Source organism: Pseudoalteromonas sp. 0303 (genome assembly GCF_013349995.1).
In the GTDB taxonomy this organism is placed as follows: Bacteria; Pseudomonadota; Gammaproteobacteria; order Enterobacterales; family Alteromonadaceae; genus Pseudoalteromonas.
In genome coordinates this window covers 200,461-227,394 of sequence record NZ_JABVXF010000002.1, presented here as the reverse complement: position 1 = coordinate 227,394, position 26,934 = coordinate 200,461, and the positions used below count along the sequence as shown (strand labels likewise).

The window sequence follows — 26,934 nt, the reverse complement described above, 5'->3', positions numbered from 1 at the left end:
ATTATGAGCCCGCATATAAGCACGCAGTCTGACAAAATTAACGAAGGGTATTGTGCAATAGGAGGAGTCCATATAAGGCACTTCAGTGCCGAATCTAGACCAGAACAAACACATTCATGGCTGAAGCCATTCCTACAATACACTTTACCTAGAACCTCCAGCAGAGGGATACGCAGCACCAAACACCCAGACCGCGCGGCTGAGTGCTGACGGCTGAAAGCTGATAGCTCTGTGTTGGGTTTCGCTCCGCTCTACCCAACCTACGCCAAACTTCCAAGCTTTACTCTTTCAACTTTCCCCTCGCTAACTTACTTTTATAACACTCATTCCCCTTGCCTTTGTTCTGCTTTGGCAAGCTGAATGTATTTTGTTTCGACTAGTTGTGAGAGGGGAACAAGTTCGAAGCCTTGTTGTTGTAGTTCAGGGAGGGCTTGTTGTAGAAAAGCAACTGTTTCTGGGTAGGGGTGGGCAATGGCGATTGCGTAGTTGAAGTGTTCAGCTTTGCTTTTTAGTTCTTCAAGTTGATGTTGTAGCTGACTTTGTGTGACATTGTTATCAAGAAATACATGACGAGATACGTTTTCGACACCGTATAGATTAGCAACGTTTTGTGCTTCACTTTGACTGGTTGTTCGGCTATCTAAGAAGTACAAACCTCGTTTCTTCAATACTTCCATCGTCCACTTCATAGGCTCAGTAAGCTGTGTTAACTCAGAGCCCATGTGGTTATTGACCCCTTTTACTTGTGGTAAAGAGGCTAATGCATGGCCAAGGGTTGTTTGTAACTCTGACTTAGTCATAGTATCAGTGAGTGCACCCGGACCAAGTGCTTTAGTTTTATCAAGCGCTTGCATTGGTACATGTAAAAGTAGTTCTTTATGAGTTCTACTGGCGCGTTCAGCAAATATTTGTGAATAGGGTGTATGGGGCAAGATTGAGAAGGTCACTTGCCCTGGTAAGTTTAATATTTCAAGATCGCGCTGATGGTTGCCTATATCATCGATTACTATGGCTATTTGCTTTGCTTGGCAGAATAGCGGTAGGCAACATACGGCGAGTAATAAGCCTGTTTTTAAATTCACTTTTTGTAATTATTATATCCGTTGTGAGCATTTACTTACTGCATAATAAAGAGCTGCTTTGCTGTAAGTTGCTTTTTGTCTTGTCCATCTAGAAGTGAGCTAAAAAGCGCCAATTCTTGGATGTTTTTTATTATAACGCCTTGGTCAATTTCTGAAAGCATTGTTTGATTAATACTCACATCAGGGGTGATCCCCTTTCCATCGATAGATTGACCCGCTGGTGTGTAATAACGTGCTGTAGTCAGTTTTAATGCGGTATTACCGTTACCTAAAGGTATCAGCGATTGCACTGAGCCCTTACCAAAAGAAGTTTCGCCAATTAGCACCGCTCGTTGATTATCTCTTAATGCTGCTGCGAGTATTTCAGCCGCAGAGGCTGAGTTTTCGTTAATCAGTACAGCAATGGGAGCGCCACTGAGTATGTCGCCTTTATGGGCTTTATACTTCTGATTAGCTTCATTAAAGCGGCCTTTGGTTGACACTATGGTACCGTTATCTAAGAACAGATCTGCAACTTCAATGGCCCCTTGTAATGTACCGCCTGGGTTATCGCGTAAATCAATAATTAAACCTGAAAGAGGGAAGCTATTGGTGACCTGCATTTTTGCAAGCTCCCGAGCAACATCGTGTAATGTGTGGTTATTAAATGAGTTGATACTGATAAGCGCAACGCCTGTATCTGCTAAATGGCCATGAACGCTTTGTAAGTTGATTTGTTGGCGCTTGATCGAGAAATTTAGCTCAGTATCTTTCTCTCTTTTTACAGCAACATCGACAGCACTTTGACCGCTTTGGCGAATTAATTTAGCCACTTCTTCGATACTTTTGTCTAAAATAGGTTGTTGATTAATCGCAATAACTTCATCATTTACCTGAAGACCCGCAAGCGCCGCAGGTGAGTTATTAATAGTGTTAACAATATAAACCCGACCATCTTCAACTTTTACTTCTATACCGAGTCCTGTGTATCTACCATTAGTACTACTGAAGATAGCATCGAGCTCAGTTTCGTCGAGGTATTTTGAGTATGGATCAAGGCGTTCGAATAACGCTTCGACTTGTAAGTTATCAGGCTGGGTTACAAATGTGTTTTGTAGTTTCAGATCATCAACATAATACGTATGGATATTAAATAGAATTTCGTTTAGTTGCTGATGCTGTAGTGACTGTAACGAGGGTTTTGCAACAGCCTGAAACGATTGCAGTATCAGGCATAGCAAGCTGACAAGTAATAAAAAAGACAGCTGAGTAAAAAACTTAGCTGGGGATAAATGAGCTTTGTAAGAGTAAGTTGTGTTTAGCATCAGCTGCTCCTCATAGAGTGCAGCTATTTAATCAATTAAATGCGTCTGCACCATTTTACAGGATTTACTGCGCGTCCTTTGTGGCGTATTTCAAAGTATAGACCAGGATCCGGTTGTCCGCCGCTTTGACCGACTAATGCAATTGTTTCGCCTTCTCTAACAAGGTCGCCAACATCGCGAAGTAGAGTTTGAGCGTGACCATATAAGCTCATAAAGCCATCGCCATGATCAATAGCGATAACCCAGCCAAAGCCATTTAGCCAGTCTGCGTAAACAACTTGGCCGTTCTGTACGCTTTTAACATTACTGCCTTCTTTAGCGCTGATAAGTACGCCTTTCCAATCTATGTTGCCGTGCTTGCGCTGCCCAAAGCGGTGGCGTAATGCCCCTTTAGTTGGCCAGTCGAGTTTGCCCTTACTACTTTGTAAGCCTAGTAATTCAACCTTTTCACTTCGCTCTTGTTCAAGCTCTTCAATAGCGGTGATCAGGGTTTGCTCATTTTCTTTTAAGTAATCAATAGAGCTTTTAGTTTCTTTTAACGCTGACTGGAGTTTATTGAGGTTAGTTTTACGCTCTTGTTGTGCATTGACTAGAGCTTGCTGGCGTCTTTTTTGCTCATCATATAAGGCAACTAGACGTTGTTTGGTTTTTTCAAGCTCAGCTTGGTTGTCTGCAATTTCTTGCTGTAGTGCTTTGAGCTCTTCAATTTGCTCAATACGTGCTTTATTTAAATAATTATAATAACTTAGTGTGCGCTCAATTTTGGCTGTGTCTTGTTGGTTAAGCAACATTTTTGAGTAGTCATGGCTACCCGCCATGAAGGCGCTTTTTAGTTGTGCAGCTAATAAGGTTTGGCGCTGTGCTTGCTGGGCTTTAAGTTGCTCGGCTTTAGCTTGTTGTTCTCGCTGTTGTTGCTCATTTTCTTTAACAGATTGGGCGGCAAGGTTTAATGCTTTGGCATTTTGAGCTATGTCGAGTTCATGGGCTCGCAGATCTTTGCGCATTTGGGCAATGGACTTGCGTTGACCTTTAAGCTCAGCCTCTGTTTTTTGTAAAGCTGATTGAATGTCTGATAAGTCTTTTTTGGTTTGATCTTCATTAGCAACAACCGAAGTTGCTACTAATGAAGTCAGTATTAAACCAGTTTTAAAGAAGTGGTTAATACATTTACTCATAGCTTATTTCAGCGTCATGATTGGTTTACCAGTCATTTCACTTGGCTGCTCTAAGCCGAGTAGGTGAAGCATGGTCGGGGCTACATCACTTAATGTTTTACCATCATGTGGTGTTGCATCACGGCCAACATAGATAAATGGCACTGGCTCACTGGTGTGTGCGGTATGTGCTTGGCCCGTTGCTGGGTTAGCCATTTGTTCAGCATTACCATGATCGGCAGTAATAAGCGCTTCACCACCATGTTCTTCAAGTGCTGCAACTACACGACCAATACAATGATCAACTGCTTCACATGCTTTCACTGCTGCTTCGAATACGCCAGAATGACCTACCATGTCTCCGTTAGGGTAGTTACAGATGATGGCATTGTATTTACCGCTAGCGATTGCTTCAATAAGCTTATCGGTCAGCATTTCAGAGTTCATTTCTGGTTGCAGATCGTATGTTGCAACTTGTGGTGATGGAATTAGTTCGCGCGTCTCACCAACAAATTCATCTTCACGGCCACCGCTGAAGAAAAAGGTCACGTGTGCGTATTTTTCTGTTTCAGAAATACGTAGCTGTGTTTTACCTTGCTTCTCTAACCATTCGCCTAATACATTTGTTAGAGGTTCTGGTGCAAACGCAATCGGTGCTTTAATGTCTGCTGCATATTCTGTCATCATCACAAAAGCGCTTAACTGTGGTGATTTTTTCTTATCAAAACCACTGAAGTCAGCATCAACAAAGGCACGAGTCATTTCACGTGCTCGGTCTGCTCTGAAGTTAGCAAAGATAACAGTGTCGCCGTCATTGATCTCAGCAGCTGCTTGGCCTTCTGGCACAACAGTTGTTGCTGCTACGAACTCGTCGTTCTCGTCACGTGCATAAGCCGCTTCTAGTGCGGTTACACCGTCAGTGTAGCTGTATTCAGCAATACCACTAACCATAACATCATATGCAAGCTCGACACGATTCCAACGGTTATCGCGGTCCATTGCATAGTAACGACCAACAAGCGTTGCCAAGCGGCCACAGCCAAGTTCTGCAAATAGGGCTTCGATGCGCTCAATTGATGCTTTTGCGCTACGTGGTGGTGTGTCACGGCCGTCTAAGAAACCGTGGAAGTAAACTTCTTTTGCACCGCGCTTAGCTGCAAGTTCAATCGTTGCCACAATATGGTCTTCGTGACTATGAACACCACCTGGACTTAAAAGACCCATAATATGCACGGCTTTGCCTGCATTTACAGCTTTGTCGATATTATCAACAAGCGCAGGGTTGCTATCGAACTCACCATCATCAATGGCTTTAGTGATGCGAGTAAAATCTTGGTAAACGATACGGCCAGCACCTAAATTTACATGGCCTACTTCAGAGTTACCCATTTGTCCTGCAGGTAAACCAACATCAAGTCCCGAACCTGAAATTAATGTATGTGGGCGGGTTGCCCAAAGGTTGTCGAGTACTGGGGTATTAGCAGCAAGTATGGCGTTACTTTCTGTGTCTTCACGGTATCCCCAACCGTCTAAGATCATTAATACCAATGGTTTTTTATGCTCTGTCATTATAGCTCCTGAAGATTGGCACTTATATATCACTAGCATACCGTGTTTTATGGTTTTGATCAGCTATCAATATGTCATATTAAAATATTTCACGCCCTAGCATTTTCAATTGAAGCACGTATACTTGCGTGGCAAATTTTAATTAACCCATGGCTATGCGCTGTGGTACCTAAATTTCTTAGTGGAAAACGCATGGATCAATATATTGAATTTATCTCGAATCATCCGGTTTTGAGCATTATCTGGTTAGCATTAGTCGCTATGCTGATCAGCAGTTGGTTTAAAAGTAAATTTTCGGCTATCCGTCAAATCAACCCACAGCAACTTACCTTGCTAATTAACCGTGATGATGGTCAAGTGATTGATATACGTGCACAAAAAGAGTTTAACTCTGGCCGTATTGCAGGCGCAACTCACTTAAATCCGGAAAAAGCAAAGCAATCTGATTTTTCAAGCCTTGAAAAGTTTAAGACTAAACCCATTATACTAGTATGTACCACGGGCATGACTGCCTCAGGTATCGCAACTGCAATGCATAAAGCAGGTTTTGAGCGTGTTTATGTATTAGCGGGCGGTATGGGCGCTTGGCAATCAGCTAGCTTACCAACAACGACCGGTCGTTAATAAGGCTCACTGCCCGATAGAGGAATTATTATGAGTAATGTTGTTCTTTACACAAAAGCATACTGTCCATTCTGCCAACGTGCTTTGGCGTTATTAGACAGTAAAGGTGTAGACTACACGAATATCGATATTGGTGTTCACCCTGAGCGTCGTGATGAAATGATCGACAAAGCAAATGGTGGTTACACAGTTCCGCAAATTTTCATTAATGATGAACATATCGGCGGTTGTGATGACATGATGGCAATTGAAGCGCAAGGCCTTTTAGACGCAAAGCTTAACGCTTAATAAATTTTAAATATAAAAACGAATACAAGTTAGGAATTACAATGAACGAAGAAAATCAAAACGCAGCAGCAGAACAACAAGCCGGCGCTCAATTCTCAATCCAACGCATCTACACTAAAGATGTTTCTTTTGAGACGCCTAACTCACCTGCTATTTTCCAAAAAGAGTGGACTCCTGAAGTTAAGCTTGACTTAGATACTCGTTCTAACAAATTAGAAGAAGGTGTGTTTGAAGTTGTTCTTGCTTTAACAGTAACAGCTTCAATCGGTGAAGAAACTGCATTCCTATGTGAAATCCAACAAGCGGGTATTTTCACAATTGGTGAAGTTGAAGAAGTTCAACTTGCGCACATGTTAGGTGCTTTCTGCCCGAACGTACTTTTCCCTTACGCTCGTGAAGCAGTATCAAACCTAGTTAACCGTGGTACTTTCCCACAATTAAACTTAGCGCCAGTTAACTTTGACGCACTATTTGCTCAATACATGCAACAACGTGCAGCTCAAGATCAACAGGCAACTGCAGACGCATAAGCTATGAGTACAGCACAATCAGCTGTTACAGTATTAGGGGCGGGGTCTTATGGCACCGCCCTTGCTATTTGCTTTGCCAGAAATGGCCACCCAGTGACCTTGTGGGGCCGCAATAGCGATGACGTTGCTACGCTTGCAGCTGAGCGAAAGAATCAACGTTATGTTCCGGATGTTAGCTTTCCTGAAACCCTCCAACTAGAAGCAGATTTAGAAACGGCAGTTAAAGCAAGCAAGATCATTTTGGTTGTTGTGCCTAGCCATGCTTTTGCTGGCACGCTGCAAAAAATCAAACCTTGGTTGTTAGAAGGTGCTGAAGTTGCATGGGCTACCAAAGGTTTAGAGCCAAATACAGGGCGTTTATTGCAAGAAGTAGCGGTACAAGAGCTAGGAGATGATGTTCCTCTGGCTGTGCTTTCAGGACCTACTTTTGCAAAAGAAATGGCAATGGGTTTACCAACCGCTATTTCGGTATCGTCTACCTCTAAAGATTTTGCCAAGCAACTAGCTGATCTTTTACACTGTGGCCGCTCATTTAGGGTGTATAACAATGATGACTTTATTGGAATACAGCTTGGTGGTGCAGTTAAAAATGTGATTGCGATTGGCGCTGGTATGTCTGATGGTTTTGGCTTTGGTGCCAACGCACGTACTGCCTTAATCACTCGCGGTTTAGCTGAGCTTTGCCGTTTAGGGTGTGCATTAGGTGCCCGTTCAGATACCTTTATGGGTATGGCTGGCCTTGGTGACTTGATCTTAACCTGTACAGATAACCAATCTCGTAACCGTCGCTTTGGTCTTGCTCTTGGCAAGGGTGAAGGCGTAGAAGCTGCAATTGAATCTATTGGTCAGGTTGTTGAAGGCTATAGAAATACCAAAGAAGTGTATTTACTTGCTGAACGCACAGGTATTGAAATGCCAATAACGGAGCAAATTTACCAAGTACTTTATGAAAATAAAGATGTAAAAGAAGCTGCGATGGCACTACTTGGCCGTGAGCAAAAATCTGAATAATTTAGATTGTTCACTGTTAAATAAAAAACGCGATTTATTAATCGCGTTTTTTATTTAATGTATAGTTGCAACCATTAGCTAGATTGCTGCTTTTCTAGCGTATCATTAATAAATTCGCTGACTTGGTTGGCTTTTAATGGCTTGCAGTAATAGTAACCTTGTTGAAAGTGTAAGGCTGAAATATTAATAGCGACATTACCAAACGAAATGTTTTGTTTTCGCCACTGTGCCAGTTGATTAAGCAGCTGCTCCATTAGTAATTGGGTGAGCGGAATAATGGCACCATTTTGTTCGGCAAGCGGAATGAACTCATCGGGGTTAATCACACTGCCATCTTCTTGAGGCCACCTAACTAGGGCTTCAAAGCCATGCAGACGATTGTGTTGAGCATCAAACTTAGGTTGGAAGTAAAGTTCAAAGTCATTATTGGTAATTGCCTTAAACAGAGCGCTTTCTTTCGTTAACTCGGTTGGGTCAAGTGTATGGCGCTCTTTATCAAAAAATTGATACGTATTACGGCCCATTTTTTTTGCATGATTCAAAGCACTATTTGCGCTGCGCATTAAGTATTCACAGTTGTAGGCGTTGTCTGGGTAGATAGCAAGACCACAACAGGCAGATAGTGAAGTCTCAAAACCATCTAACATAAATGGGGTTTTAAACTGCTGAAGCACGATGTCTGCGGTTTTTTTAGCAAAGAATACGGTTTGACCTGAATAAAGATAGGGTGGCACCAGTACCGCAAATTCATCTGCACCGAGTCTTGCAATGGTAAAGCCTGAATTTAGAGAGTCAGTTAAACGACAGGCTACCTCTTTTAGTAGTACATCGCCAATTGTGTGACCGAGCGAATCGTTAATCTTTTTGAAATTGTCTATGTCAATAAAGATGATTAATAGACTAGGGTAAGTGTCGTTACAAGCATTGATTGCTTTTTCAAGGGACTCTATAAAAATGGCACGGTTTGATAAACCCGTGACACTGTCTTTGGTAGTGAGCTTGAGCATAGTTCGCTCGTTATTCTTACGAGCAGTTACATCAGAAAACATACCAACGTAACGTACAGAGCTTTTTGCAAAGCGTGGTGTGGTCACTTTTGTTATACATAAATCAATGGCGTAGGGTTGCCCATCTTTGCGTAAATTCCAAATTTCGCCAGACCAATAACCATCATTACTCAGCTCTTGTTGGATAATTTCTTCGAGTTGTGTATCACGACCGGCTTGCGTTAATGCTTTGAATTTTTTACCAAATACATCGGCTTTTTTATAACCCGATATTTCACTAAATGCGTTATTGATTTCTATGATCCGAAACTGTTCATCGGTGACCCAAATACCATCTTTAGACTGGGAAAGTAGAGCATCCATCAGCGTCATCTTTTGGTTTCTTTGATAATAGATAACCGCACCAATGAGGATGACAATCGCTAGAAAGATTAGTAGTAATAGGGGAGTCGTATTGGGGGCTTGTGAGTTAGAGGGATTAGACGCAGCAGCAGAAACAGCACTAGAAAAGTGCTGCATCAGCAAAATGATACTGCATACTCGGGCAAAAAAGCGCATTAAATCCATCTTTAGGAACAAACTCACCTATTTAGGTTAGTCCATAAAAAATGGTCGTGCTAAACAATTAGTGAATATTTATTACAAGCGCTTTTTCAATGAGTTATTGACCGTTCACAAAACCCAGCTGACGCCAAGATTCATAAACAAATACAGCAACTGAGTTAGATAAGTTCATACTACGGCTGTCTTTTTGCATTGGAATACGTACACGTTGCTCTTTCGGCAACGACTGAATTAGATCATCAGGTAAGCCACGTGTTTCAGGGCCAAACACTAAACAATCGCCAGGCTGATATTGTGCTTGATGATGAAATTGGCTGCCCTTAGTGGTGCAAGCATAGACTTTTTTCGGTTGGCATTTTTCTAGATATGCTTCAAACGAGGCATGGCGCTGTACATGGCTAAACTCATGATAATCAAGACCTGCACGTTTTACGCGTTTATCATCCCACTCAAAACCAAGGGGTTCAATTAGGTGTAACGCATAACCTGTGTTTGCGCATAAGCGAATGATATTACCCGTGTTTGGTGGAATTTCTGGTTGGTACAACACAATATCAAGCATGTGAATCTCATTTATAAGGATTTGATCTGCTGCTGAGTATACACGAACTAGAATTAAAAGATGATATACTCAACGTAGTTACTCACTAAAGGTAAGTTGTTGTGCAGCATCGTAGTTATGAGTTTTGGGTTAAAACAGCCAGTATAGTCACCATTGTTATGGTGAGTTTAATGATCGCAGCAAAAAGCTGGGCTTGGCTTGCATCTGGCTCGGCGTCAATGCTGGGTTCATTGACCGATTCGTTAATGGATATCACAGCCTCACTGATGAGTTTTTTAGTGCTAGGTTATGCACTACGCCCTGCTGATGACGACCATCGCTTTGGTCACGGAAAAGCCGAAGCATTAGCCGGGCTTGCACAGGCTGCTTTTATAGCTGGCTCAGGTTGCTTTTTAGCGTTTCATGGCATTGAGCGCTTATTTAATCCGGTAACCTTAAAGCATTCAGACCTTGGTATTTGGGTTAGTATTTTCGCTATTGTTTGTACGCTCGTGGTGGTGTTTGTACAAACTAAGGTGATTAATCACACCGAATCAATCGCCATTAAAGCAGACTCAATTCACTATAAAGGCGATTTAATCTTAAACTTGGCGGTATTACTGGCAATTGTGTTAGCTAAGTACGGCGTCGCTTATGCCGATCCATTGTTTGCTATTGGGGTGGCTGTTTATTTACTTTATAACAGCTGGGATATTGCTCGCGAAAGTGCTGATCACTTAATGGATAAAGAGCTCCCAGATGAAGAAAAACAACAAATACTGGCCATTGTGAATAGTCATCAAGACGTATTTGGTGCCCATGATATTCGTACTCGCCAAGGTGGTAAAATTAAGTTTATTCAGATGCATTTAGAGCTGGAAGACTCATTATCATTGATAAGAGCGCATCAAGTTGCTGATGAAGTAGAAGCGTTAATTCAAACGCATTTTGATTGTGAAATGGATATTTTGATGCACCTAGACCCACTTTCTGTGGTTAACAAAACACGTCAAAGCTCAGCACAAAATTGATAAAAATCGCTGAGCACTGCTTGTCTGATCTCGTCGCGTTCACATAATAACTCGTGGCGAGCGCTCGCATAGCTTTTTAGTTGTGCTTTTTGCCTATGGCTAAGTGCAAATTGCGCAGCGTTATCGACCACGGTATCTTGCTCGGCGATTGCGATAAATAAAGGAATATCGACTTTTTTATCGACTAAAGAAGCAATAAAATCAAATGATGCATTAAGCCAACCATAGGTTACGCCACCTAGCTGTAAATCATCTTCTGCTGCATACAGCTCTCTGAACAGCTTATATCGAATTTCACTACTGGTTAGCTCATTAGCTGCAAAGTCGACTGGTAAATAATCGCGTTGGCCAAATGCGTAACTGCGGCCAAGACCAAGTAAGGATGCAATTTTAGCAGCCAGTTTTGCTACAGGCTTTGGCGTGCCTTTGGTATAGATATCAAACATCGGCGCTGATAAAAAAGCACCCGCAAATTGATGCTGATAGCGCGATAGGTAATCATAGGCAATGGCACTGCCCATAGAGTGGCCAAGCAAAACCTGCTTTCCTTGCCAGTGTTGATGCACCACTTTTTCTATAAATACAGCAAAGTCATCTGCGTAATCAGTAAAGCGATTTACATAACCCTTATGAGTGTTTTTTAAATGACGATAAGAGCGACCTTGCCCCTGGTGATCAACACTAAAAACTGCAAAGCCATTTTGGTATAGCTCCCAAAGCAACTCTTTGTACTTAATTAAAGACTCTATTCGGCCAGTACTGATAACAATGGCCGTTTTTGCTTGTTGAGGGATTGCATAGCCATAATAAAGCTTGCCATGAGCGGTGCTCAGAAAGTCTTGCTGTAATTGCTCAGAAAAAAACTGATTAATATTAGGTAGGTTGTTAACAAGACTTGCTTCGCTACTATAAAACATTTACTCACTCTTAAAAGGTAGACGGATGTTTACGCACAGTCCGCCATGTTCTTGGTTTTCAAGTGTTAGTGTACCATCATGTGCTGAGATAGCATTCTTTGCAATAGCAAGACCTAAGCCCGTGCCGCCTGTGCTTCTATCACGAGCATGCTCCTGGCGGAAGAAAGGTTCACACAGCCTTGCTAGGTTTGCTTCATCAACCCCTTTACCGTCATCACAAATAGTGATGTAGATAGCGTCTGATTCAACTAGGCCAATTGAGATTGAATGTTCTGCGTATTTAATGGCATTGCGAAGTACATTCTCAAGCGCGCTGGCTATTAAGGTTTCATCGCATTTTAAATCGGCTGTTAGTGTACCATTAACAATAAGCTCTTTATTACTTTGCTTGGCCTCAAATTGAGCATCGTTGAGTACATGATCAACAATCACTTGTAAGGATTGTGTACTCAACGCCAGAGTCTGGCTTTTGGCTTCTAAACGTGAAACTTGAAGTACATCGGCAATCATTTTATCGAGCTGATTGGCCTCTTTTTCAATGCGCTCTAAATAAGTGTGTTGAGCATCATCTGCTTGCATTTGTGCAAGGCCTGTGGCCATTTTTAAGCGCGTTAATGGTGAACGTAGTTCATGAGAAATATCTGCTAGTAGTCGTTTTTGAGCGCTAATAAGCTGCTCAAGTTGCACCGCCATGGTATTAAAGTCACGACCAAGTACACCTAACTCATCTTGACGAGTAGGAGATACATCGGCACGGGCAGTTAAATCGCCATGAGCTAGTTTTTTTGCTGTTTCTTTTAAACTATTAATAGGTGCAATTAAGTTACGGCTAAAGAAGAAACTCAGCATCAAGGATGCAACTAAAGCAATAAGCAGTTTAAGCCAAACAGGCATTAGCCATAGGCTGACAAAAAACGGTTTCTTGCGTTTTTCATCGATTTCATAAAGATAAAACTTACCTTCAGGCACATTCAAAGCTACCGGCCCATAAGCTTGGTATTCATCGGTAAAAATAATTTGCGGACGCATATATTTGGTAAAGTTCAGCAAGCTTAAATCAATGTCTTTGGATACAGGTTCGCTGAGCATTTCAACACCATGAACCTCACCATTTAAGTACAGTAATTTATGCTTTGATAAGCGCGGATGAGATAAAACCTCTTGAGTTGATTTTCCGTGTTTAGCAACAATGCGTTCAATACTTTTAGCCGTGTACTCAAGATTTTTCAGCATGGGTCCACGCAGGTCGTCATTGCCGACATTGCTCGTTAACTGGCTTAAAAACACCAGTATTGTGATAGTCGCGATAACGGTGACCCAAAACCAAGCAAATATTTTTAAAAACAAATAATGGCGGGGATGCTTTAGCCAGCTTGGAGTTTGCATATTATTCGCCTTGTATTAATACATAACCACTGCCACGCATGGTTTTGATCCGTTCATTACTAACATGCTCTGCAATTTTTTTACGGATGTTGCTGACATGCATATCGATTGAGCGGTCAAAAGGAGCAAGGCGTCTACCTAATACTTGTTCACTTATTTGCTCTTTGCTGATCACTTCACCGGCATGTTGCACTAGCATGGCAAGGATCTCATACTCAGTGCCGGTTAGGCTAAGTACATTGTCATTAACAGAAGCCTCACGAGTTGCGAAATTAACATTGATGCTGTTAACACTCAATGAGCTGGTCTGTTGGCTCGATAAGCTATTGATATGTTCGATGCGACGAGTAATTGCTTTAACGCGAGCTAGTAGCTCTCTGTGATTAAACGGTTTAGGAATATAATCATCTGCGCCAAGTTCTAAACCAAAGATACGATCAAAATCTTCGCCTTTCGCGGTTAACATGATCACCGGTGTGAGCTTATGTTGTCTTAATTGCTTTAGCACATCGAAGCCATCCATAGAGGGTAACATCACATCAAGCAATATTAGCTCATAGTTATGCTTAATAGCTTGCTTTAGGCCTTCAGCGCCATCATGAACACACTCTACTGTAAAACCTTGTGCTGACAAGTACTCGCTGAGTAATTCGCACAATCCTGTATCGTCGTCGATCATTAATAGTTTCATTCTGACACCTAGCTATTTATTTCTTTAAGGTTATTTTACTCAGTAAATTATGTAAAAGTGAATCTTTACACAACCTTTACACTGGCTTGCGTTCCTTTGCATTGAATTAGTTATAGTTAACCCATCAGTCGGAAACGACAACAGAGCACAACCCAACAAAAGGTAATGATTATGACTATTTCAAATAAGCTTTCTAAATTCGTACTTGTTTGTGGTTTAGCAGCAGCCAGTGTAGGTGCTACTTCAGCAATGGCGAAAGGAGACTTTAACCGTGGTATGAACCCACAGGCTCGTTTTTTACTTTCTGAGCGTGGTATTGATAAATTACAACTTACCGAAGAGCAGCAAACACAACTTAAAGCAATCTTTGCACAGCAGAAAACACAATTTGCAGCACTGCGTGGCGATAAAGATGCAATGAAAGCCGCTCGTGCTGCACACAAAGAGAAAATGGATGCGTTATTAGCAACAAAAGCATTTGACGAAAATGCCGCATTAGAGCTGATTAAAGCGCGCCAAGAAAAAGGTCAGCAGTTTGCAATGCTAAAAATGAAATCTGACCATGCGATTTGGCAGGTTTTAAATGCTGAACAGCGCGAAAGCTATCAAGAGATTAAAAAGCACCTGCGTAAAAAAGGTCACAAAAAGGGCCACCATGGTCATCGAGGCGAACGCAAAGCTGAGAAATCTGAAGGTTAAAAGTGATAGGTTATATTAAAAAATGCGGCAAATGCCGCATTTTTTGTATTTGACGCATTATTCTTTAAAGAATGAATCATCGTTTTTAGCCAGCATTGCTTCGATATCTTCAATCATATCTTGGCTCAAATCATTAGCATTGCTAATTGGGCTAGAAATTTTATTGTTTTCAAATGACCACTCACCTAAATCTATTAGCTGGCAGCGCTTTGAGCAAAATGGACGATGCGGGCTTTGCTCTGACCATTCAACTTTGGCTTTGCATGTTGGGCAATTTACAACTGTTGGCATGGAATAACTCTCAAATAAGCACTTTTGTCAGATCTTACTGAACAGTTAGCTGATAATCCAGTAACGAATTTGTTTAGAAACTCGTTACTCGGTTTATTTCTGTCAGAGAGGTAACACCATCGGCGGCTTTTTTCAGGCCAGATAAACGCAGATCATTAAAGCCTGAGCGCAGAGATACTTCAGCGATTTCTAGAGAGTTACCACCACGCATAATAATTTGCGCTATTTCAGGGGTAATTTGCATTACTTCGTAAATACCAACTCGACCTTTATAGCCTTCAGTACAGCTGTCGCAGCCTTTTGGTGCAAATAACTGAACTTCATTGAGTTTGTCTTTATCAAAACCTTGGCGAATCAATTCTTCATCAGGAAGTTTTTCTGGTGTTTTACACTTAGGGCAAAGTCGTCTTGCTAGACGCTGCGCAATAATAAGGCTGATAGAGCTTGCTACGTTATAAGCAGGCACACCCATATTTAAAAGACGTGTAAGAGTTTCTGGAGCAGAGTTTGTATGCAGAGTTGATAATACCAAGTGACCTGTTTGCGCCGCTTTTATTGCTATTTCAGCGGTTTCGAGGTCACGGATCTCACCAACCATTACGACATCGGGATCTTGTCGTAAGAAAGCCTTTAGTGCATTGGCAAAGGTCATATCTGCCTTTGGATTAATTTGTACTTGGTTAATCCCTTCAAGGTTGATCTCTACTGGATCTTCGGCAGTACTGATATTACGTTCAGGCTGGTTAAGAATATTCAAACCCGTATAAAGTGATACCGTTTTACCAGAGCCCGTTGGACCGGTTACTAAGATCATGCCTTGTGGCTGCTCAAGCGCGTCCATGTAGAGTTTTTTCTGCTCTGGCTCATAACCAAGCACATCGATACCTAGCATAGCACTTGATGAGTCGAGAATACGCATTACGATTTTCTCGCCCCAAAGGGTAGGCAAGGTACTTACACGGAAGTCGATACTTTTACGTTCAGTGATTTTAAGCTTAATACGGCCGTCTTGAGGTTTACGTTTTTCTGCTATGTCTAGTCGTGACATAACCTTGATACGTGCAGATAAACGGCTCGCTAAGCTATTTGGCGGACTTGCCATTTCATGCAAAATACCATCGATACGAAAACGCACGCGGTAGCGGTGTTCGTAAGGCTCAAAGTGTAGATCCGAGGCCCCTTTTTTAATTGCGTCCATCAATATTTTATTGATGTAAACGATAATAGGGGCATCGTCTTTATCTTCATCTTTGCTGGCTAAATCGCGAGGGGCTTCTGTTTCAAGCTCACCAAGCTCTTTAAACTCATCTTCACTTAAATGTAAACCACCTGCGGCATCAAGTAATTGCTCAATTTTGTTTTCAAGTTGCGTGTAATCAACAACGACCACTTCGCATGAAAGGCCAGTACTAAATTCAAAGTTTTCAAAGGCACCGTAGTCGGTAGGATCTGAGGCAGCAATATAGAGTTTACGGCCTTTTTTCACTAGGGGTAGAATATGGTGTTCACGTATCAACTTGTCTTTAACAAGCTCTTCGCTAATGTTCGCTACATCAAAGTCTCTAATATCAAAATAAGGCACACGAAAAAGATCTGTACATTGCTCTGCGAGCTCATGTCCAGCCATTCCACATGTTTTAGATATAAGCTCAGCAGTAGAGCTGTATTCGCGCTGCTTTGATTTTACGGTCTCTGCATCAATGCGACCGAGTGTAATAAATTTTCGAAGTAGCGGTGAGTTTATATTCATTGCGCACCTAGATTGATCCTTTATTGCCACAATCTAACAGAAAAAGTAAGGCTATTACATCAGTCTTGTCTGATTTTAGAAAAATTGCAAAAAAAATTAACCTAAAACTCAGTTGTTTAGAGTGTGGGGTGGTACTTTTGTATTGGTTTTAGGGGCTTCTATTAAATGAGAATCTATAAATAAAATCAATAGCCTAGACTGAGTGTATTAGATACTTTTCATGCAGTTTTTGCACATCCGTTTTTACTTCTTCAAGAGGGCGGTTATTATCTAAAATATCTCCCGCTTTTTGTTGTTTATCAGCTCTGCTCATTTGAGAAGCGATAATTTGCTTAGCTAATTCTACAGAGACATTATCACGGGCTGTCGTTCTTGTTATTTGTACATCAACCGGAACATCTATTAGCAAGGTATGGTTGCAGTATTTTTCTAAGCCATTTTCAAAAAGTAAGGGGGCAACTAAGATGACATAATTGCTGGTGGCTTGCTTTAATTGGCTCAGCATTGATTCTCGAATAAGTGGATGCAATAAGTTATTTAGCCATTGCTTTTGTGATTCATCAGCAAAGATAATTGCTCTAAGCTTTGCGCGATCAAGCGTGCCGTTATCCGTGAGTATCTCATCACCAAAATGTGCTGTAATTTTTGTTAAGCCAACAGAGCCTGGCTCGACGACTTCTCTGGCAACTATATCGGCATCAACCACTTGAATACCAAGCTCTTCAAACATGGCGCTTACTGCACTTTTGCCTGAGCCAATACCACCGGTAAGCCCTAAAACCCAGTTTGCCATAATTAGTAACCTAAGTAATTAAAGTAATAACTTTTAATTTGCTCACCCCAAAGTAAGGTGACCCATCCTGCGATGGCAAGGTAAGGCCCAAACGGAATTGGCGTAGTTTTGTCTTTACCTTGGATCATGATTTGCGCAATGCCGATGATGGCACCGACGACACTTGATAGCAGCACGATAGTTAAAATATCTTGCCAGCCAAGTAGCGCACCAAATACAGCTAAAAGTTTAAAGTCGCCATAACCCATGCCTTCTTTACCTGTAGCAAGCTTAAACAACCAGTAAACACTCCATAAGCTCAGGTAGCCAATTGCTGCGCCGATAATGGCATCGCTCGGCGCAATAGTAATATCCATAGTGGCCGCAATCAGCGCCAGCCATACTAGTGGTAGGGTGAGCTGGTCGGGTAGTAACATGTGATCTACATCGATAAAGGTTAAAGCGACTAACACCCACGTAATCAATATATAAAGAAGAGCAAGCTTAGTTGGACCAAAAACAGCAGCGACAATTAAACTTAAAACCGCTGTAAGCATTTCAACAATAGGGTAGCGCACAGAAATCGATGTTTGACAATTAGCACAGCGACCTTTTAATAATAACCAACTCAGTACAGGAATATTTTGCCAAGCCTTAATCGGTGCTTTGCATTTAGGGCAGGTTGAATTAGGTTTTACTAGGTTAAAGGTAGCTTGTTCTGGTTCTGCTTGCTGTTTTAAATTGAGCTCATCGGCCAATACAATACGGCATTCAGTTTGCCATTCTCTTTTCATCATTAGTGGCAAACGATAAATCACCACATTTAAAAAGCTACCAATACACAGGCTTACTAAGCCCACCGTCAAAAAATAAAACCACTGCTGACTTTGCATCGCAGTGGTTATATCAAGAAAAAAGTTTTCCATTAAAATACCTAACTTCAGGCCATTTCAAGGCCGATTTTATTTCGCTGTGTTGAACTATTCTTATTATTTATTTTATGTAGCAAGCAATCAACTAGTGTTTATAGTTTGCTTACAGCTATGTGTTAAATCACCGAACCCAATTGGAATATAGGCAAGTACATAGCAACAATTAAACCACCGACAAGCACACCTAACACAACCATAATTAAAGGCTCTAATAAGCTTGACAAACCGTCTACTGCATCATCAACTTCTTGCTCATATATGGTGGCTACTTTAGCAAGCATGCCATCAAGTGAACCAGATTCTTCACCAATGGCCACCATTTGCACCACCATATCAGGGAAAATTTTAGTATTGCGCATTGCCCAGTTCATTAAATTACCTGAGCTGACCTCTGCTTTTATTTCTAATATTGCATAGCGGTAAACTGCATTACCAGAGGCACCAGCAGCAGAATCAAGCGCATCAACGAGGGGGACACCAGCAGCAAAAGTAGTTGAAAGTGTTCGGGCATAGCGAGCAACTGCTGCTTTATTCAAAATCATGCCAATAACAGGCAGTTTTAATACGGCTCTATCATTAGCATCCCTGAGTTTTTTACTTTTAAGTAGTGCTTCTTTATATGCAAAACCAGTTGCGATAACAGCAATGAGTATTATCCACCAATATTCCTGCATAAATTCAGATATACCAATCACCATTAAGGTAAACCCTGGAAGCTCAGCACCAAAACCATTAAAAATATCTTGGAATTGCGGTACTACAAATATCAGCAAGATAGATGTAACGATTAGAGCAACCACTAACACCGCAATAGGGTAAAACATGGCTTTTTTAATTTTTGATTTTAAAGCTTCAGCCTTTTCTTTATAAAGGGCAACACGGTCAAAAATTTTATCAAGGGCGCCTGATTGCTCACCTGAGGCAACTAGGTCGCAATAAAGGTCGTCAAAATAGCGAGGGTGTTTTCTTAGGCTTTGCGATAAAGGCATACCTGCTTTTACGTCATCTCCAATGCTTTCCATAAGTTTGGCAACACTTTTATTTTTAGCACCTGAGCCAATCATTTCAATAGATTGAATGAGGGGAACCCCTGCCATTAGCATAGTTGCAATTTGTCGAGTAATGAGGGCAATATCTTTAGCTGTGATTTTTTGGACGCGAGCGCCGAATAAAGGCTTTGCTTTACGTTTTACTTTCGACGGAATTATACCTTGCTTGCGTAGTTGTGCTTTAACCAACGCTATGCTTTGTCCAGAAAGTTCACCTTCAAGCTTTTTGCCGCGAGCACTCACACCAACCCATTGGAAAGTGTCTAAGCTTTTATTTTCAGGTTGTTTAGCCATTTTTTTCTTTGGAATAGAAGAGAGAAAGGTAGCTTGAGCCGCTACCTTAAAATGATTAAAACTATTTAATCAGGTGTCACTAAATTTGACAAGAACTAGGTACGTACTTGTTTTTATCTGCTGAATCAATAGTACAAGTCCAGTTGATTTCTCCAGCAGGGATTGTACCGCTTTTTAGAGCTGCTGTACCAGTTTTTGGCGTCATTGTTAGTACAACTGATCCAGCTTTTGGTTCAGAAGTTACTTCGATTACTCCCGTATCGGCATCAATAGATACTGCTGAACAGTTTTCAGTTTTAGCGTTTGGATTAAAACCAGAATCAAATACTGCACCTTCAGCTGCATTCATTGCTACAGTTGTTTTTGCTGCGCTAGCAAGGTTTACACATTCTGATACCCGAGCTTTTACAGTGTAATCTTGATAAGCAGGCAGTGCTACTGCTGCCAAAATACCGATGATTGCAACTACAATCATTAATTCAATTAGGGTGAAACCCTGTTGCTTTTGTTGTGTCATTTGTTCCTCTCCTAAAGGATATGATTATTTAGTAAGTTTAGCTGTAACTTCAGCGTTGTAAAACCAAGGCTCAGTTTACAGGATAAATCTTACAATTTTACTTAAAATCAGTTTGAATAAAGCTTGATTATTAACAAAGTTTTACTTGAACGTCCTGTGTTCAGAGTTCATAAAATTACTTTAGCATTATTAAGCGTTTTTGGAAGCCATTTTCCTGTTCAATAAGCAGTTTTTCAGAACTTTCCTACCTTTGTTTGATGTAAAATAAGCTTAGCTCTACTTAGTTGTACTATTTATAAACACCTTATAAACACCGCTCCCGCTCAGGAACTTATTGAATTAATTGCAATCTTGAGTAGGTTTAGGGTGTAGGCATACAAAATAGTCAAAAGCGCTAAAGAGATGTTAGTTATTTGTTATCTGTTCAGGCTTTTTACGTATTTAATGCTTTTTTTATTTTCTTGTCAACGAACTAGGTAAAGCATTAAATACGTAAAGGGAGGGTTTTAGGTGTTAAATCTCATTGAAAGGTCGATTGATTGTAAATTTTTTGTAAGTGCGCCACTTGAAATAAAGTCAACACCGGCCTGCGAATAGGCTTTTAAGGTTTCAAGAGTCATGTTGCCAGATACTTCAAGCTTTGCTCGCTTGTCTGTAAGCACAACAGCTTGTTGAATTTGCTTTACAGTAAAGTTATCAAGCATGATGATATCTGCCCCAGCTGTGATCGCTTGTTCAAGCTCATCAAGTGATTCTACTTCTACTTCAACTGGTTTAGTCGGGTGGTTTAATTTAGCTTGAGCGACGGCTTTATCAATACCACCACAGGCTGCAATGTGGTTTTCTTTAATTAGGAACGCATCAAAAAGGCCGATGCGATGATTCGCGCCGCCGCCACATTTTACAGCGTATTTCTGTAGAGCACGTAAACTTGGAATTGTTTTACGCGTGTCGAGTAGCTGCGTAGTCGTGCCCTCAAGCTCTTTTACATAATGAGCTGTTGTTGTTGCTGTACCTGAGAGTGTTTGTACAAAGTTAAGGGCAGTGCGCTCTGCAGTTAAAATAGCACGCGCTGAGCCAGATGCTGTAAAAAGTGTGCTATTTGCAGCTACTTTGTCGCCGTCATTTACGAGTACGTCAACTTCAACTGAAGGATCAACTTGCTTAAATACTTCTAAAATAATGTCTTTACCACAAAATACACAGTCTTCACGAGTAATTACTTTGGCATTGGCTAGCTCGTTTGCTGGAATTAGTTGCGCGGTAATATCACCGTCACTTGCGCTTTGGTAATCTAAATCTTCATCAAGGGCGAGTTTTACCAGTTGGCTAATTAAAGTGTGAGGGACTGACATGTCGAAAGCTCATTGTTTATTAATAAATTGGCGAAATTTTACTATGTTTAACCCCTTAATAGAAGACAAAGATCGGCCACATTAAAGTATCCTTTCTCTTACTTTAAGTGATTGAATCAAAGCAACTAGACCCTGAGATTTTAACCCTTTACACTATTTAACTTTATTGTCATCGTTAGTTTTTAATATGCATATAAATGAATTGGGTCAATTAAACAATGTGTTACAAAGGCCCTGTACACATTACGATGAGCGCCCCGAGGGCGAAGTGTCATTACTTGTTATTCATAATATTTCATTGCCTGCTGGGCAGTTCGCAACGCCTTATGTTGATGACTTGTTCATGGGGGCAATTGATTGTACGGCACACGAAAGCTTTACTGATTTAAAAGGCTTAAGAGTGTCTGCACATTGCTTTATTCGTCGTACCGGTGAAATTATTCAGTACGTGCCTTTTGAAAAACGAGCTTGGCACGCTGGTATCTCAACGTTTGAAGGTCGAGAGCGCTGTAATGATTTTAGCGTGGGCATTGAGCTTGAAGGTACAGATAAGCAAGCGTATACCCAAGCCCAGTATAATGCATTACACTTAGTGACTAAGGCGTTGATGGCAAAGTACCCTGAGATAAACCGTTCACGCATTGTAGGCCACTGTGATATTGCTCCGGGCAGAAAAACTGACCCTGGAGCGAGTTTTGATTGGCAATACTATTTTGATTTAGTGTTTTAGTTAAAGGATATAGGTAAAAGCATGATCTTAATTTCAATAATTATTGCTTTGGTGGTTGAGCGCTTAGGGGCTCGCGCTAATTATTGGCAAATCGGTTTTTATGCCAATACCTATCTAAAGCATTCGCAAAAACAACTCTCAGAAAAAGGCTTATTTAATTCACCAATTGGTTTTTTGATTTGGTTAATGCTGCCTGTCGTTGCCGCAGGTTTAGTTTATCAACTCTCTGATTTTATTATTTGGCAACTAGCTGTGAATGTTGCTGTGCTGCTGGTGTGTTTTGGCTGTGCTAAGCAACGTGCTCTATATAAGTCTTACTTAAATGCGTTAACCCGCAACGATCAAGAAGCGGCTACCTTATTTGCATTACAGATGGGTCAAAAGAAGACAGAAGATGCTCCTCAAGGTGAAACTTTTGGCCAAACTTTAGCTTGGTTAAATTTTCGCTTTTATTGTGCAGTTATTTTTTGGTTTGTGGTCTTAGGTGTACCTGGCGCGGTTCTTTATGCGCTAGTTCGTACTTTTGCTGACAAAGTAAGGGATGATCACAGTGTTGCCTATGCTAAGCGTTTTAAACTAGTACATAGCTTACTGTTTTGGCTCGATTGGTTACCGGCTCGGGTTGCAAGCTTTGGTTATTTAGTGATTGGTAACTTTAATAAAGGTACCAGTTGTTGGCTGAAGTATGTGCTCGACTTTTCAGTGAGCAACCGCAAAGTTGTTACGCAAACTGCACTTGCCGCTGAGCAAATTGAGCAGCAACATTTTGGCTGTACTTATGAAGCCACTTGCATGATGAAGCTTGTAAAAAGAAATGTATTGTTCTTTTTAGTGATCATAGCAGCATTAACCCTGTTTGGTGGTTTGGCGTAGTGTGTAAAGTTAGCGAGTTGAAAGAGTAAAGTTAGCAAGTTACAAGAGTAAATCTTGTTGTATAACTTTATTCATTAATCGCTCTACTAATGCACTTCGATTGAGTTTTAATTTTTCAGCATTCAATTCAACGATGCGGGGTAAACCCGCTGTTACAAAGCTACTCAATTCAACTAAAATCTTAAATCTGGCCTCTAATAGCTTTGCTTGCTAATCTGGTCTGACCATTTATTTTTTATTGTTTTTTCCTTCAGAAAAAGCCACTTTAATCCATACTGTTTAATCTTTAGACGAATTACGTTAGGGTGTAACTAGGCGCTGAACGTAGTGAAATTGACAGAAATACGGGTTTTTGATAACGTATGCGATAAATTTGGTATGACCAATTTACCTTTTTGGTCAAAGCACAAGGCTAAATACCCGATATTTATGGGGTTAGCGCATAACAATGCGGACGTTAATAAATGTCTTTAAAGATTAAAGCAGCAAAATTATCTGATGTAATTTTACAACAACTTGAGAATATGATTCTTGAGGGGTCGTTGGCGCCAGGCGAAAAGCTGCCTCCTGAACGTGAATTAGCGAAACAATTTGAAGTATCGCGACCTTCACTGCGTGAGGCGATTCAAAAGCTAGAAGCTAAGGGGTTAGTAACGCGTCGCCAAGGTGGTGGAACGTTCGTAAAGAATCAGCTTGAAGAGGGGCTCACGGATCCGCTTTTTGATTTGATTAGTAAGCATCCAGAGTCACAATTTGATTTACTCGAATTTCGTCATGCCCTTGAAGGAATCGCAGCATATTATGCAGCTATGCGCGGCACAACGAATGACTTCAAAAAAGTAAAACAAAGCTTTGACAACATTGCGCTCGTTAATGACGACATTGTGCAAAAGGCAAAAGCAATTAATGCATTCCATTTTAGTGTGGCTGAAGCGTCTCATAACGTTGTACTGCTACATTTAGTACGTGGTATGCAGGCCTTGCTAGAGCAAAATGTATTACAGAATTTAACTGTACTGTTAAAAAAACCACAGATCAGCCAGCAGCTCGCAGAACATAGACGACTGTTGATGGATGCGGTTATTGAAGGAAACCCAGAGCAAGCACGTCTTGCTAGTAATGCTCACTTAGCCTTTATCGAAGAAGCCTTACTTGAGGCTGGCAAAGAGCATTCGCGGATTGAACGTAGTTTAAGACGCACCAAACAACATTAAGCAAGTGATTAGCTAAGTTTAGTTAACTACTTAATTTTAAGATTTATTAAAATAATTAGTATTTTAAACATAAGGAAACCTCCATATGTCTGAAGTCAATAAAATTGACGTAGACGCGCTAGAAACACAAGAGTGGTTACAAGCCCTTGAGTCTGTTGTGCGTGAAGAAGGTGTTGAACGTGCTCAATTCTTACTTGAGCAAGTGTTAGAGCAAGCCCGTTTAGACGGTGTTGATATGCCTACTGGCACAACCACTAACTACGTTAATACCATTCCGGTAGATCAAGAACCTGCTTACCCAGGTGACGTAAACATTGAGCGTCGTATTCGTTCAATTATTCGTTGGAATGCGATCATGATCGTATTACGTGCGTCGAAAAAAGATCTAGACTTAGGCGGCCATATGGCGTCTTACCAGTCTTCAGCTGCATTTTATGAAGTATGTTTTAACCACTTCTTCAAAGCACCAAACGATGTTGATGGCGGTGATTTAGTTTATTACCAAGGTCACATTTCTCCAGGTATCTATGCACGTGCATTTGTTGAAGGTCGTTTAACAGCTGAGCAGCTTGATAACTTCCGTCAAGAAGTTGATGGTAAAGGTCTTCCTTCATACCCACACCCTAAGTTAATGCCTGAATTCTGGCAGTTCCCTACGGTATCTATGGGTCTTGGTCCAATTGCATCAATCTACCAAGCTCGTTTCTTAAAATACCTAGACGGTCGTGGCTTAAAAGACACTAAAAACCAACGTGTATACGCTTTCTTAGGCGATGGTGAAATGGATGAGCCAGAATCACGTGGTGCAATCTCATTCGCTGCGCGTGAGAAGCTAGATAACCTATGTTACCTAATCAACTGTAACTTACAGCGTTTAGATGGCCCAGTTATGGGTAATGGTAAGATCATTCAAGAGCTTGAAGGCCTATTCAAAGGTGCAGGCTGGAACGTGATTAAAGTTGTATGGGGTAGTGGTTGGGATATCCTACTTGCTAAAGATACATCAGGTAAATTACTGCAGTTAATGAACGAAACGATTGACGGTGATTACCAAACATATAAAGCAAAAGACGGTGCATATGTTCGTGAGCACTTCTTCGGTCGTTACCCAGAAACAGCAGCACTTGTTGCTGATATGACTGATGAAGAAATCTTCGCACTTAAGCGTGGTGGTCATGAGCCATCAAAACTTTACGCTGCATTCAAAAAAGCGGAAGAAACCAAAGACCGTCCAACTGTCATCCTAGCTAAAACTGTAAAAGGTTACGGCATGGGTGAAGCGGCTGAAGGTAAAAACATCGCGCACCAAGTTAAGAAAATGGACATGACCCACGTTGAGCACCTACGTTCACGTTTAGGTCTACAAGATTTAGTTTCTGATGAAGAAATTAAAGACTTGCCATATCTTACTCTTGAAGAAGGCTCTGAAGAGTACAAGTATCTTCACGCTCGCCGTGAAGCGCTACAAGGTTACACACCTAAGCGTATTCCTAAGTTTTCTGAAAGCTTAACATTGCCAGAAGTTGACGCGTTCAAGCCACTACTTGAAGAGCAAAAACGTGACATCTCTACAACAATGGGCTTTGTACGTGCACTTAACGTATTACTAAAAGACAAAGGCATTGGTAAAAACATCGTTCCTATCATCGCTGATGAAGCGCGTACATTTGGTATGGAAGGTTTATTCCGTCAAATCGGTATTTATAACCCGCATGGCCAAAACTACACGCCACAAGACCGTGACATCGTTTCTTACTATAAAGAAGCAACATCAGGTCAGGTACTACAAGAAGGTATCAACGAGTTAGGTGCAATGTCATCATGGGTTGCTGCTGCAACATCATACAGCACTAACGATTTACCAATGATCCCATTCTACATCTACTACTCAATGTTTGGTTTCCAACGTGTAGGTGATATGGCATGGATGGCCGGTGACCAACAAGCACGTGGTTTCTTACTAGGTGCTACGGCAGGTCGTACTACACTAAACGGTGAAGGTTTACAGCATGAAGATGGTCACAGCCACATTCTTGCTAACACGGTTCCTAACTGTATTTCTTATGATCCGACATTCGCATACGAAGTAGCGGTAATCATGCAAGACGGTATCCGTCGCATGTACGGTGAAGACCAAGAAAACGTGTTCTATTACCTAACGCTAATGAACGAAAACTACCATCAACCAGCAATGCCAGAAGGCGCTGAAGAAGGTATTCGTAAAGGTATCTACAAGCTTGAAACTGTGGCTGGCGATAAAGCGAAAGTACAGTTACTAGGTTCAGGTACTATTATGATTGAAGTGCGTAAAGCGGCACAAATCCTGAGCGAAGAGTATGGTATTGGTTCAGATGTATTCTCTGTAACATCATTCAACGAGTTAACTCGTGACGGTCAAGACGCTGAGCGTTTCAACATGCTTAACCCTGAAGCAGAGCAAAAGACTGCTTACATCACGAACGCATTAACAGATGCCGTGACTGTTGCAGCAACAGACTACATGAAGAATTACGCAGAACAAGTTCGTTCATTCGTACCAAGCAGTAACTACAAAGTGTTAGGTACTGATGGTTACGGTCGTTCTGATAGCCGTGAAAACTTACGTCGTCACTTCGAAGTGAATGCTGGTTATGTTGTGGTTGCAACACTATCTGAGCTTGCTAAACGTGGTGAAGTTGAGAAGTCAGTAGTTGTTGAAGCAATCAAGAAATTCGACATCGACACAAACAAAGTTAACCCGCTATACGCATAAGAGGTTC

The 26,934-nt window shown here is 41.2% G+C and carries 26 protein-coding genes; 10 read left to right on the top strand and 16 right to left on the bottom strand.

Annotation, left to right across the window (positions count from 1 at the left end; all coding sequences use genetic code 11):
- Positions 1–323 precede the first annotated feature (323 nt).
- The 4 genes from HUS62_RS03175 to gpmM are packed head-to-tail and all read right to left on the bottom strand — an operon-like array spanning position 324 to position 5,109.
- Entirely contained in the window at positions 324–1,082 is a 759-nt protein-coding gene (locus tag HUS62_RS03175; protein WP_175078509.1) for a divergent polysaccharide deacetylase family protein, read from the bottom strand.
- Between the two features lie 35 nt (positions 1,083–1,117).
- Positions 1,118–2,386: a S41 family peptidase gene (locus HUS62_RS03170; protein WP_175078508.1), complete on the bottom strand. Its 1,269-nt coding sequence runs from the start codon at positions 2,384–2,386 to the stop codon at positions 1,118–1,120.
- Between the two features lie 35 nt (positions 2,387–2,421).
- Positions 2,422–3,561 carry a murein hydrolase activator EnvC gene (locus HUS62_RS03165; protein WP_175078507.1) on the bottom strand — a complete coding sequence of 380 codons (1,140 nt, stop codon included), beginning with the start codon at positions 3,559–3,561 and terminating at the stop codon, positions 2,422–2,424.
- Positions 3,562–3,564: 3 nt separating this feature from the next.
- On the bottom strand, positions 3,565–5,109 hold the full coding sequence (gpmM, locus tag HUS62_RS03160) for a 2,3-bisphosphoglycerate-independent phosphoglycerate mutase (protein WP_175078506.1): 1,545 nt from the start codon (positions 5,107–5,109) through the stop codon (positions 3,565–3,567).
- Between the two features lie 192 nt (positions 5,110–5,301).
- On the opposite strand from gpmM, the gene HUS62_RS03155 reads away from it, so the two are divergent.
- The 4 genes from HUS62_RS03155 to gpsA are packed head-to-tail and all read left to right on the top strand — an operon-like array spanning position 5,302 to position 7,562.
- On the top strand, positions 5,302–5,733 hold the full coding sequence (locus tag HUS62_RS03155) for a rhodanese-like domain-containing protein (RefSeq protein WP_054562817.1): 432 nt from the start codon (positions 5,302–5,304) through the stop codon (positions 5,731–5,733).
- 30 nt (positions 5,734–5,763) lie between these two features.
- Positions 5,764–6,021 (top strand): glutaredoxin 3, encoded by a 258-nt coding sequence (grxC, locus tag HUS62_RS03150; RefSeq protein ID WP_054550973.1) that lies wholly within the window; start codon positions 5,764–5,766, stop codon positions 6,019–6,021.
- 41 nt (positions 6,022–6,062) lie between these two features.
- A complete protein-coding gene (secB, locus tag HUS62_RS03145; protein ID WP_058586639.1) occupies positions 6,063–6,551 on the top strand; it encodes a protein-export chaperone SecB in 489 nt (162 codons plus the stop codon).
- 3 nt (positions 6,552–6,554) lie between these two features.
- A complete protein-coding gene (gpsA, locus tag HUS62_RS03140) occupies positions 6,555–7,562 on the top strand; it encodes an NAD(P)H-dependent glycerol-3-phosphate dehydrogenase (protein WP_175078505.1) in 1,008 nt (335 codons plus the stop codon).
- Positions 7,563–7,636: 74 nt separating this feature from the next.
- Here the strand turns inward: gpsA and HUS62_RS03135 are convergent, their stop codons facing one another.
- A complete protein-coding gene (locus HUS62_RS03135) occupies positions 7,637–9,127 on the bottom strand; it encodes a bifunctional diguanylate cyclase/phosphodiesterase (RefSeq protein WP_175078504.1) in 1,491 nt (496 codons plus the stop codon).
- Between the two features lie 103 nt (positions 9,128–9,230).
- Positions 9,231–9,695, bottom strand: a complete 465-nt coding sequence (trmL, locus tag HUS62_RS03130; RefSeq protein ID WP_058586636.1) for a tRNA (uridine(34)/cytosine(34)/5-carboxymethylaminomethyluridine(34)-2'-O)-methyltransferase TrmL — start codon at positions 9,693–9,695, stop codon at positions 9,231–9,233.
- A 101-nt stretch (positions 9,696–9,796) separates the two neighbouring features.
- On the opposite strand from trmL, the gene HUS62_RS03125 reads away from it, so the two are divergent.
- Complete coding sequence (locus tag HUS62_RS03125) at positions 9,797–10,705, top strand: cation diffusion facilitator family transporter (RefSeq protein ID WP_082401648.1); 909 nt, start codon at positions 9,797–9,799, stop codon at positions 10,703–10,705.
- On the opposite strand, the gene HUS62_RS03120 is transcribed toward HUS62_RS03125, so the two are convergent.
- The 3 genes from HUS62_RS03120 to HUS62_RS03110 are packed head-to-tail and all read right to left on the bottom strand — an operon-like array spanning position 10,684 to position 13,699.
- Positions 10,684–11,622: an alpha/beta fold hydrolase gene (locus HUS62_RS03120; protein WP_175078503.1), complete on the bottom strand. Its 939-nt coding sequence runs from the start codon at positions 11,620–11,622 to the stop codon at positions 10,684–10,686. The genes HUS62_RS03125 and HUS62_RS03120 overlap by 22 nt on opposite strands.
- Positions 11,623–13,008 carry an ATP-binding protein gene (locus tag HUS62_RS03115; RefSeq protein ID WP_175078502.1) on the bottom strand — a complete coding sequence of 462 codons (1,386 nt, stop codon included), beginning with the start codon at positions 13,006–13,008 and terminating at the stop codon, positions 11,623–11,625.
- Position 13,009: 1 nt separating this feature from the next.
- On the bottom strand, positions 13,010–13,699 hold the full coding sequence (locus HUS62_RS03110) for a response regulator (RefSeq protein ID WP_175078501.1): 690 nt from the start codon (positions 13,697–13,699) through the stop codon (positions 13,010–13,012).
- A 171-nt stretch (positions 13,700–13,870) separates the two neighbouring features.
- Here HUS62_RS03110 and HUS62_RS03105 point away from each other — a divergent pair, with 171 nt between their 5' ends.
- Positions 13,871–14,398, top strand: a complete 528-nt coding sequence (locus HUS62_RS03105; RefSeq protein WP_175078500.1) for a Spy/CpxP family protein refolding chaperone — start codon at positions 13,871–13,873, stop codon at positions 14,396–14,398.
- A 57-nt stretch (positions 14,399–14,455) separates the two neighbouring features.
- Here HUS62_RS03105 and yacG read toward each other — a convergent pair whose 3' ends face one another.
- From yacG to nadC, 7 genes are all read right to left on the bottom strand, one after another.
- Positions 14,456–14,689 (bottom strand): DNA gyrase inhibitor YacG, encoded by a 234-nt coding sequence (yacG, locus tag HUS62_RS03100; protein WP_054562797.1) that lies wholly within the window; start codon positions 14,687–14,689, stop codon positions 14,456–14,458.
- Between the two features lie 73 nt (positions 14,690–14,762).
- Positions 14,763–16,439, bottom strand: a complete 1,677-nt coding sequence (gene pilB, locus HUS62_RS03095; protein WP_175078499.1) for a type IV-A pilus assembly ATPase PilB — start codon at positions 16,437–16,439, stop codon at positions 14,763–14,765.
- A 193-nt stretch (positions 16,440–16,632) separates the two neighbouring features.
- A complete protein-coding gene (coaE, locus tag HUS62_RS03090) occupies positions 16,633–17,232 on the bottom strand; it encodes a dephospho-CoA kinase (RefSeq protein ID WP_175078498.1) in 600 nt (199 codons plus the stop codon).
- A gap of 2 nt (positions 17,233–17,234) precedes the next feature.
- Positions 17,235–18,137 (bottom strand): A24 family peptidase, encoded by a 903-nt coding sequence (locus HUS62_RS03085; protein WP_175078497.1) that lies wholly within the window; start codon positions 18,135–18,137, stop codon positions 17,235–17,237.
- 122 nt (positions 18,138–18,259) lie between these two features.
- Positions 18,260–19,486, bottom strand: a complete 1,227-nt coding sequence (locus HUS62_RS03080) for a type II secretion system F family protein (protein WP_175078496.1) — start codon at positions 19,484–19,486, stop codon at positions 18,260–18,262.
- A 79-nt stretch (positions 19,487–19,565) separates the two neighbouring features.
- A complete protein-coding gene (locus tag HUS62_RS03075) occupies positions 19,566–20,003 on the bottom strand; it encodes a pilin (RefSeq protein ID WP_175078495.1) in 438 nt (145 codons plus the stop codon).
- A 506-nt stretch (positions 20,004–20,509) separates the two neighbouring features.
- Positions 20,510–21,358 carry a carboxylating nicotinate-nucleotide diphosphorylase gene (gene nadC / locus HUS62_RS03070; protein WP_175078494.1) on the bottom strand — a complete coding sequence of 283 codons (849 nt, stop codon included), beginning with the start codon at positions 21,356–21,358 and terminating at the stop codon, positions 20,510–20,512.
- Between the two features lie 187 nt (positions 21,359–21,545).
- Here nadC and ampD point away from each other — a divergent pair, with 187 nt between their 5' ends.
- From ampD to aceE, 4 genes are all read left to right on the top strand, one after another.
- A complete protein-coding gene (gene ampD / locus HUS62_RS03065) occupies positions 21,546–22,088 on the top strand; it encodes a 1,6-anhydro-N-acetylmuramyl-L-alanine amidase AmpD (RefSeq protein WP_175078493.1) in 543 nt (180 codons plus the stop codon).
- 21 nt (positions 22,089–22,109) lie between these two features.
- A complete protein-coding gene (gene ampE / locus HUS62_RS03060; protein ID WP_175078492.1) occupies positions 22,110–22,961 on the top strand; it encodes a beta-lactamase regulator AmpE in 852 nt (283 codons plus the stop codon).
- Positions 22,962–23,425: 464 nt separating this feature from the next.
- Entirely contained in the window at positions 23,426–24,175 is a 750-nt protein-coding gene (gene pdhR, locus HUS62_RS03055; RefSeq protein WP_036965924.1) for a pyruvate dehydrogenase complex transcriptional repressor PdhR, read from the top strand.
- Between the two features lie 85 nt (positions 24,176–24,260).
- Positions 24,261–26,927, top strand: coding sequence for a pyruvate dehydrogenase (acetyl-transferring), homodimeric type (aceE, locus tag HUS62_RS03050; protein WP_062566172.1), 2,667 nt, complete (start codon positions 24,261–24,263; stop codon positions 26,925–26,927).
- The last annotated feature ends 7 nt before the right edge of the window (positions 26,928–26,934 follow it).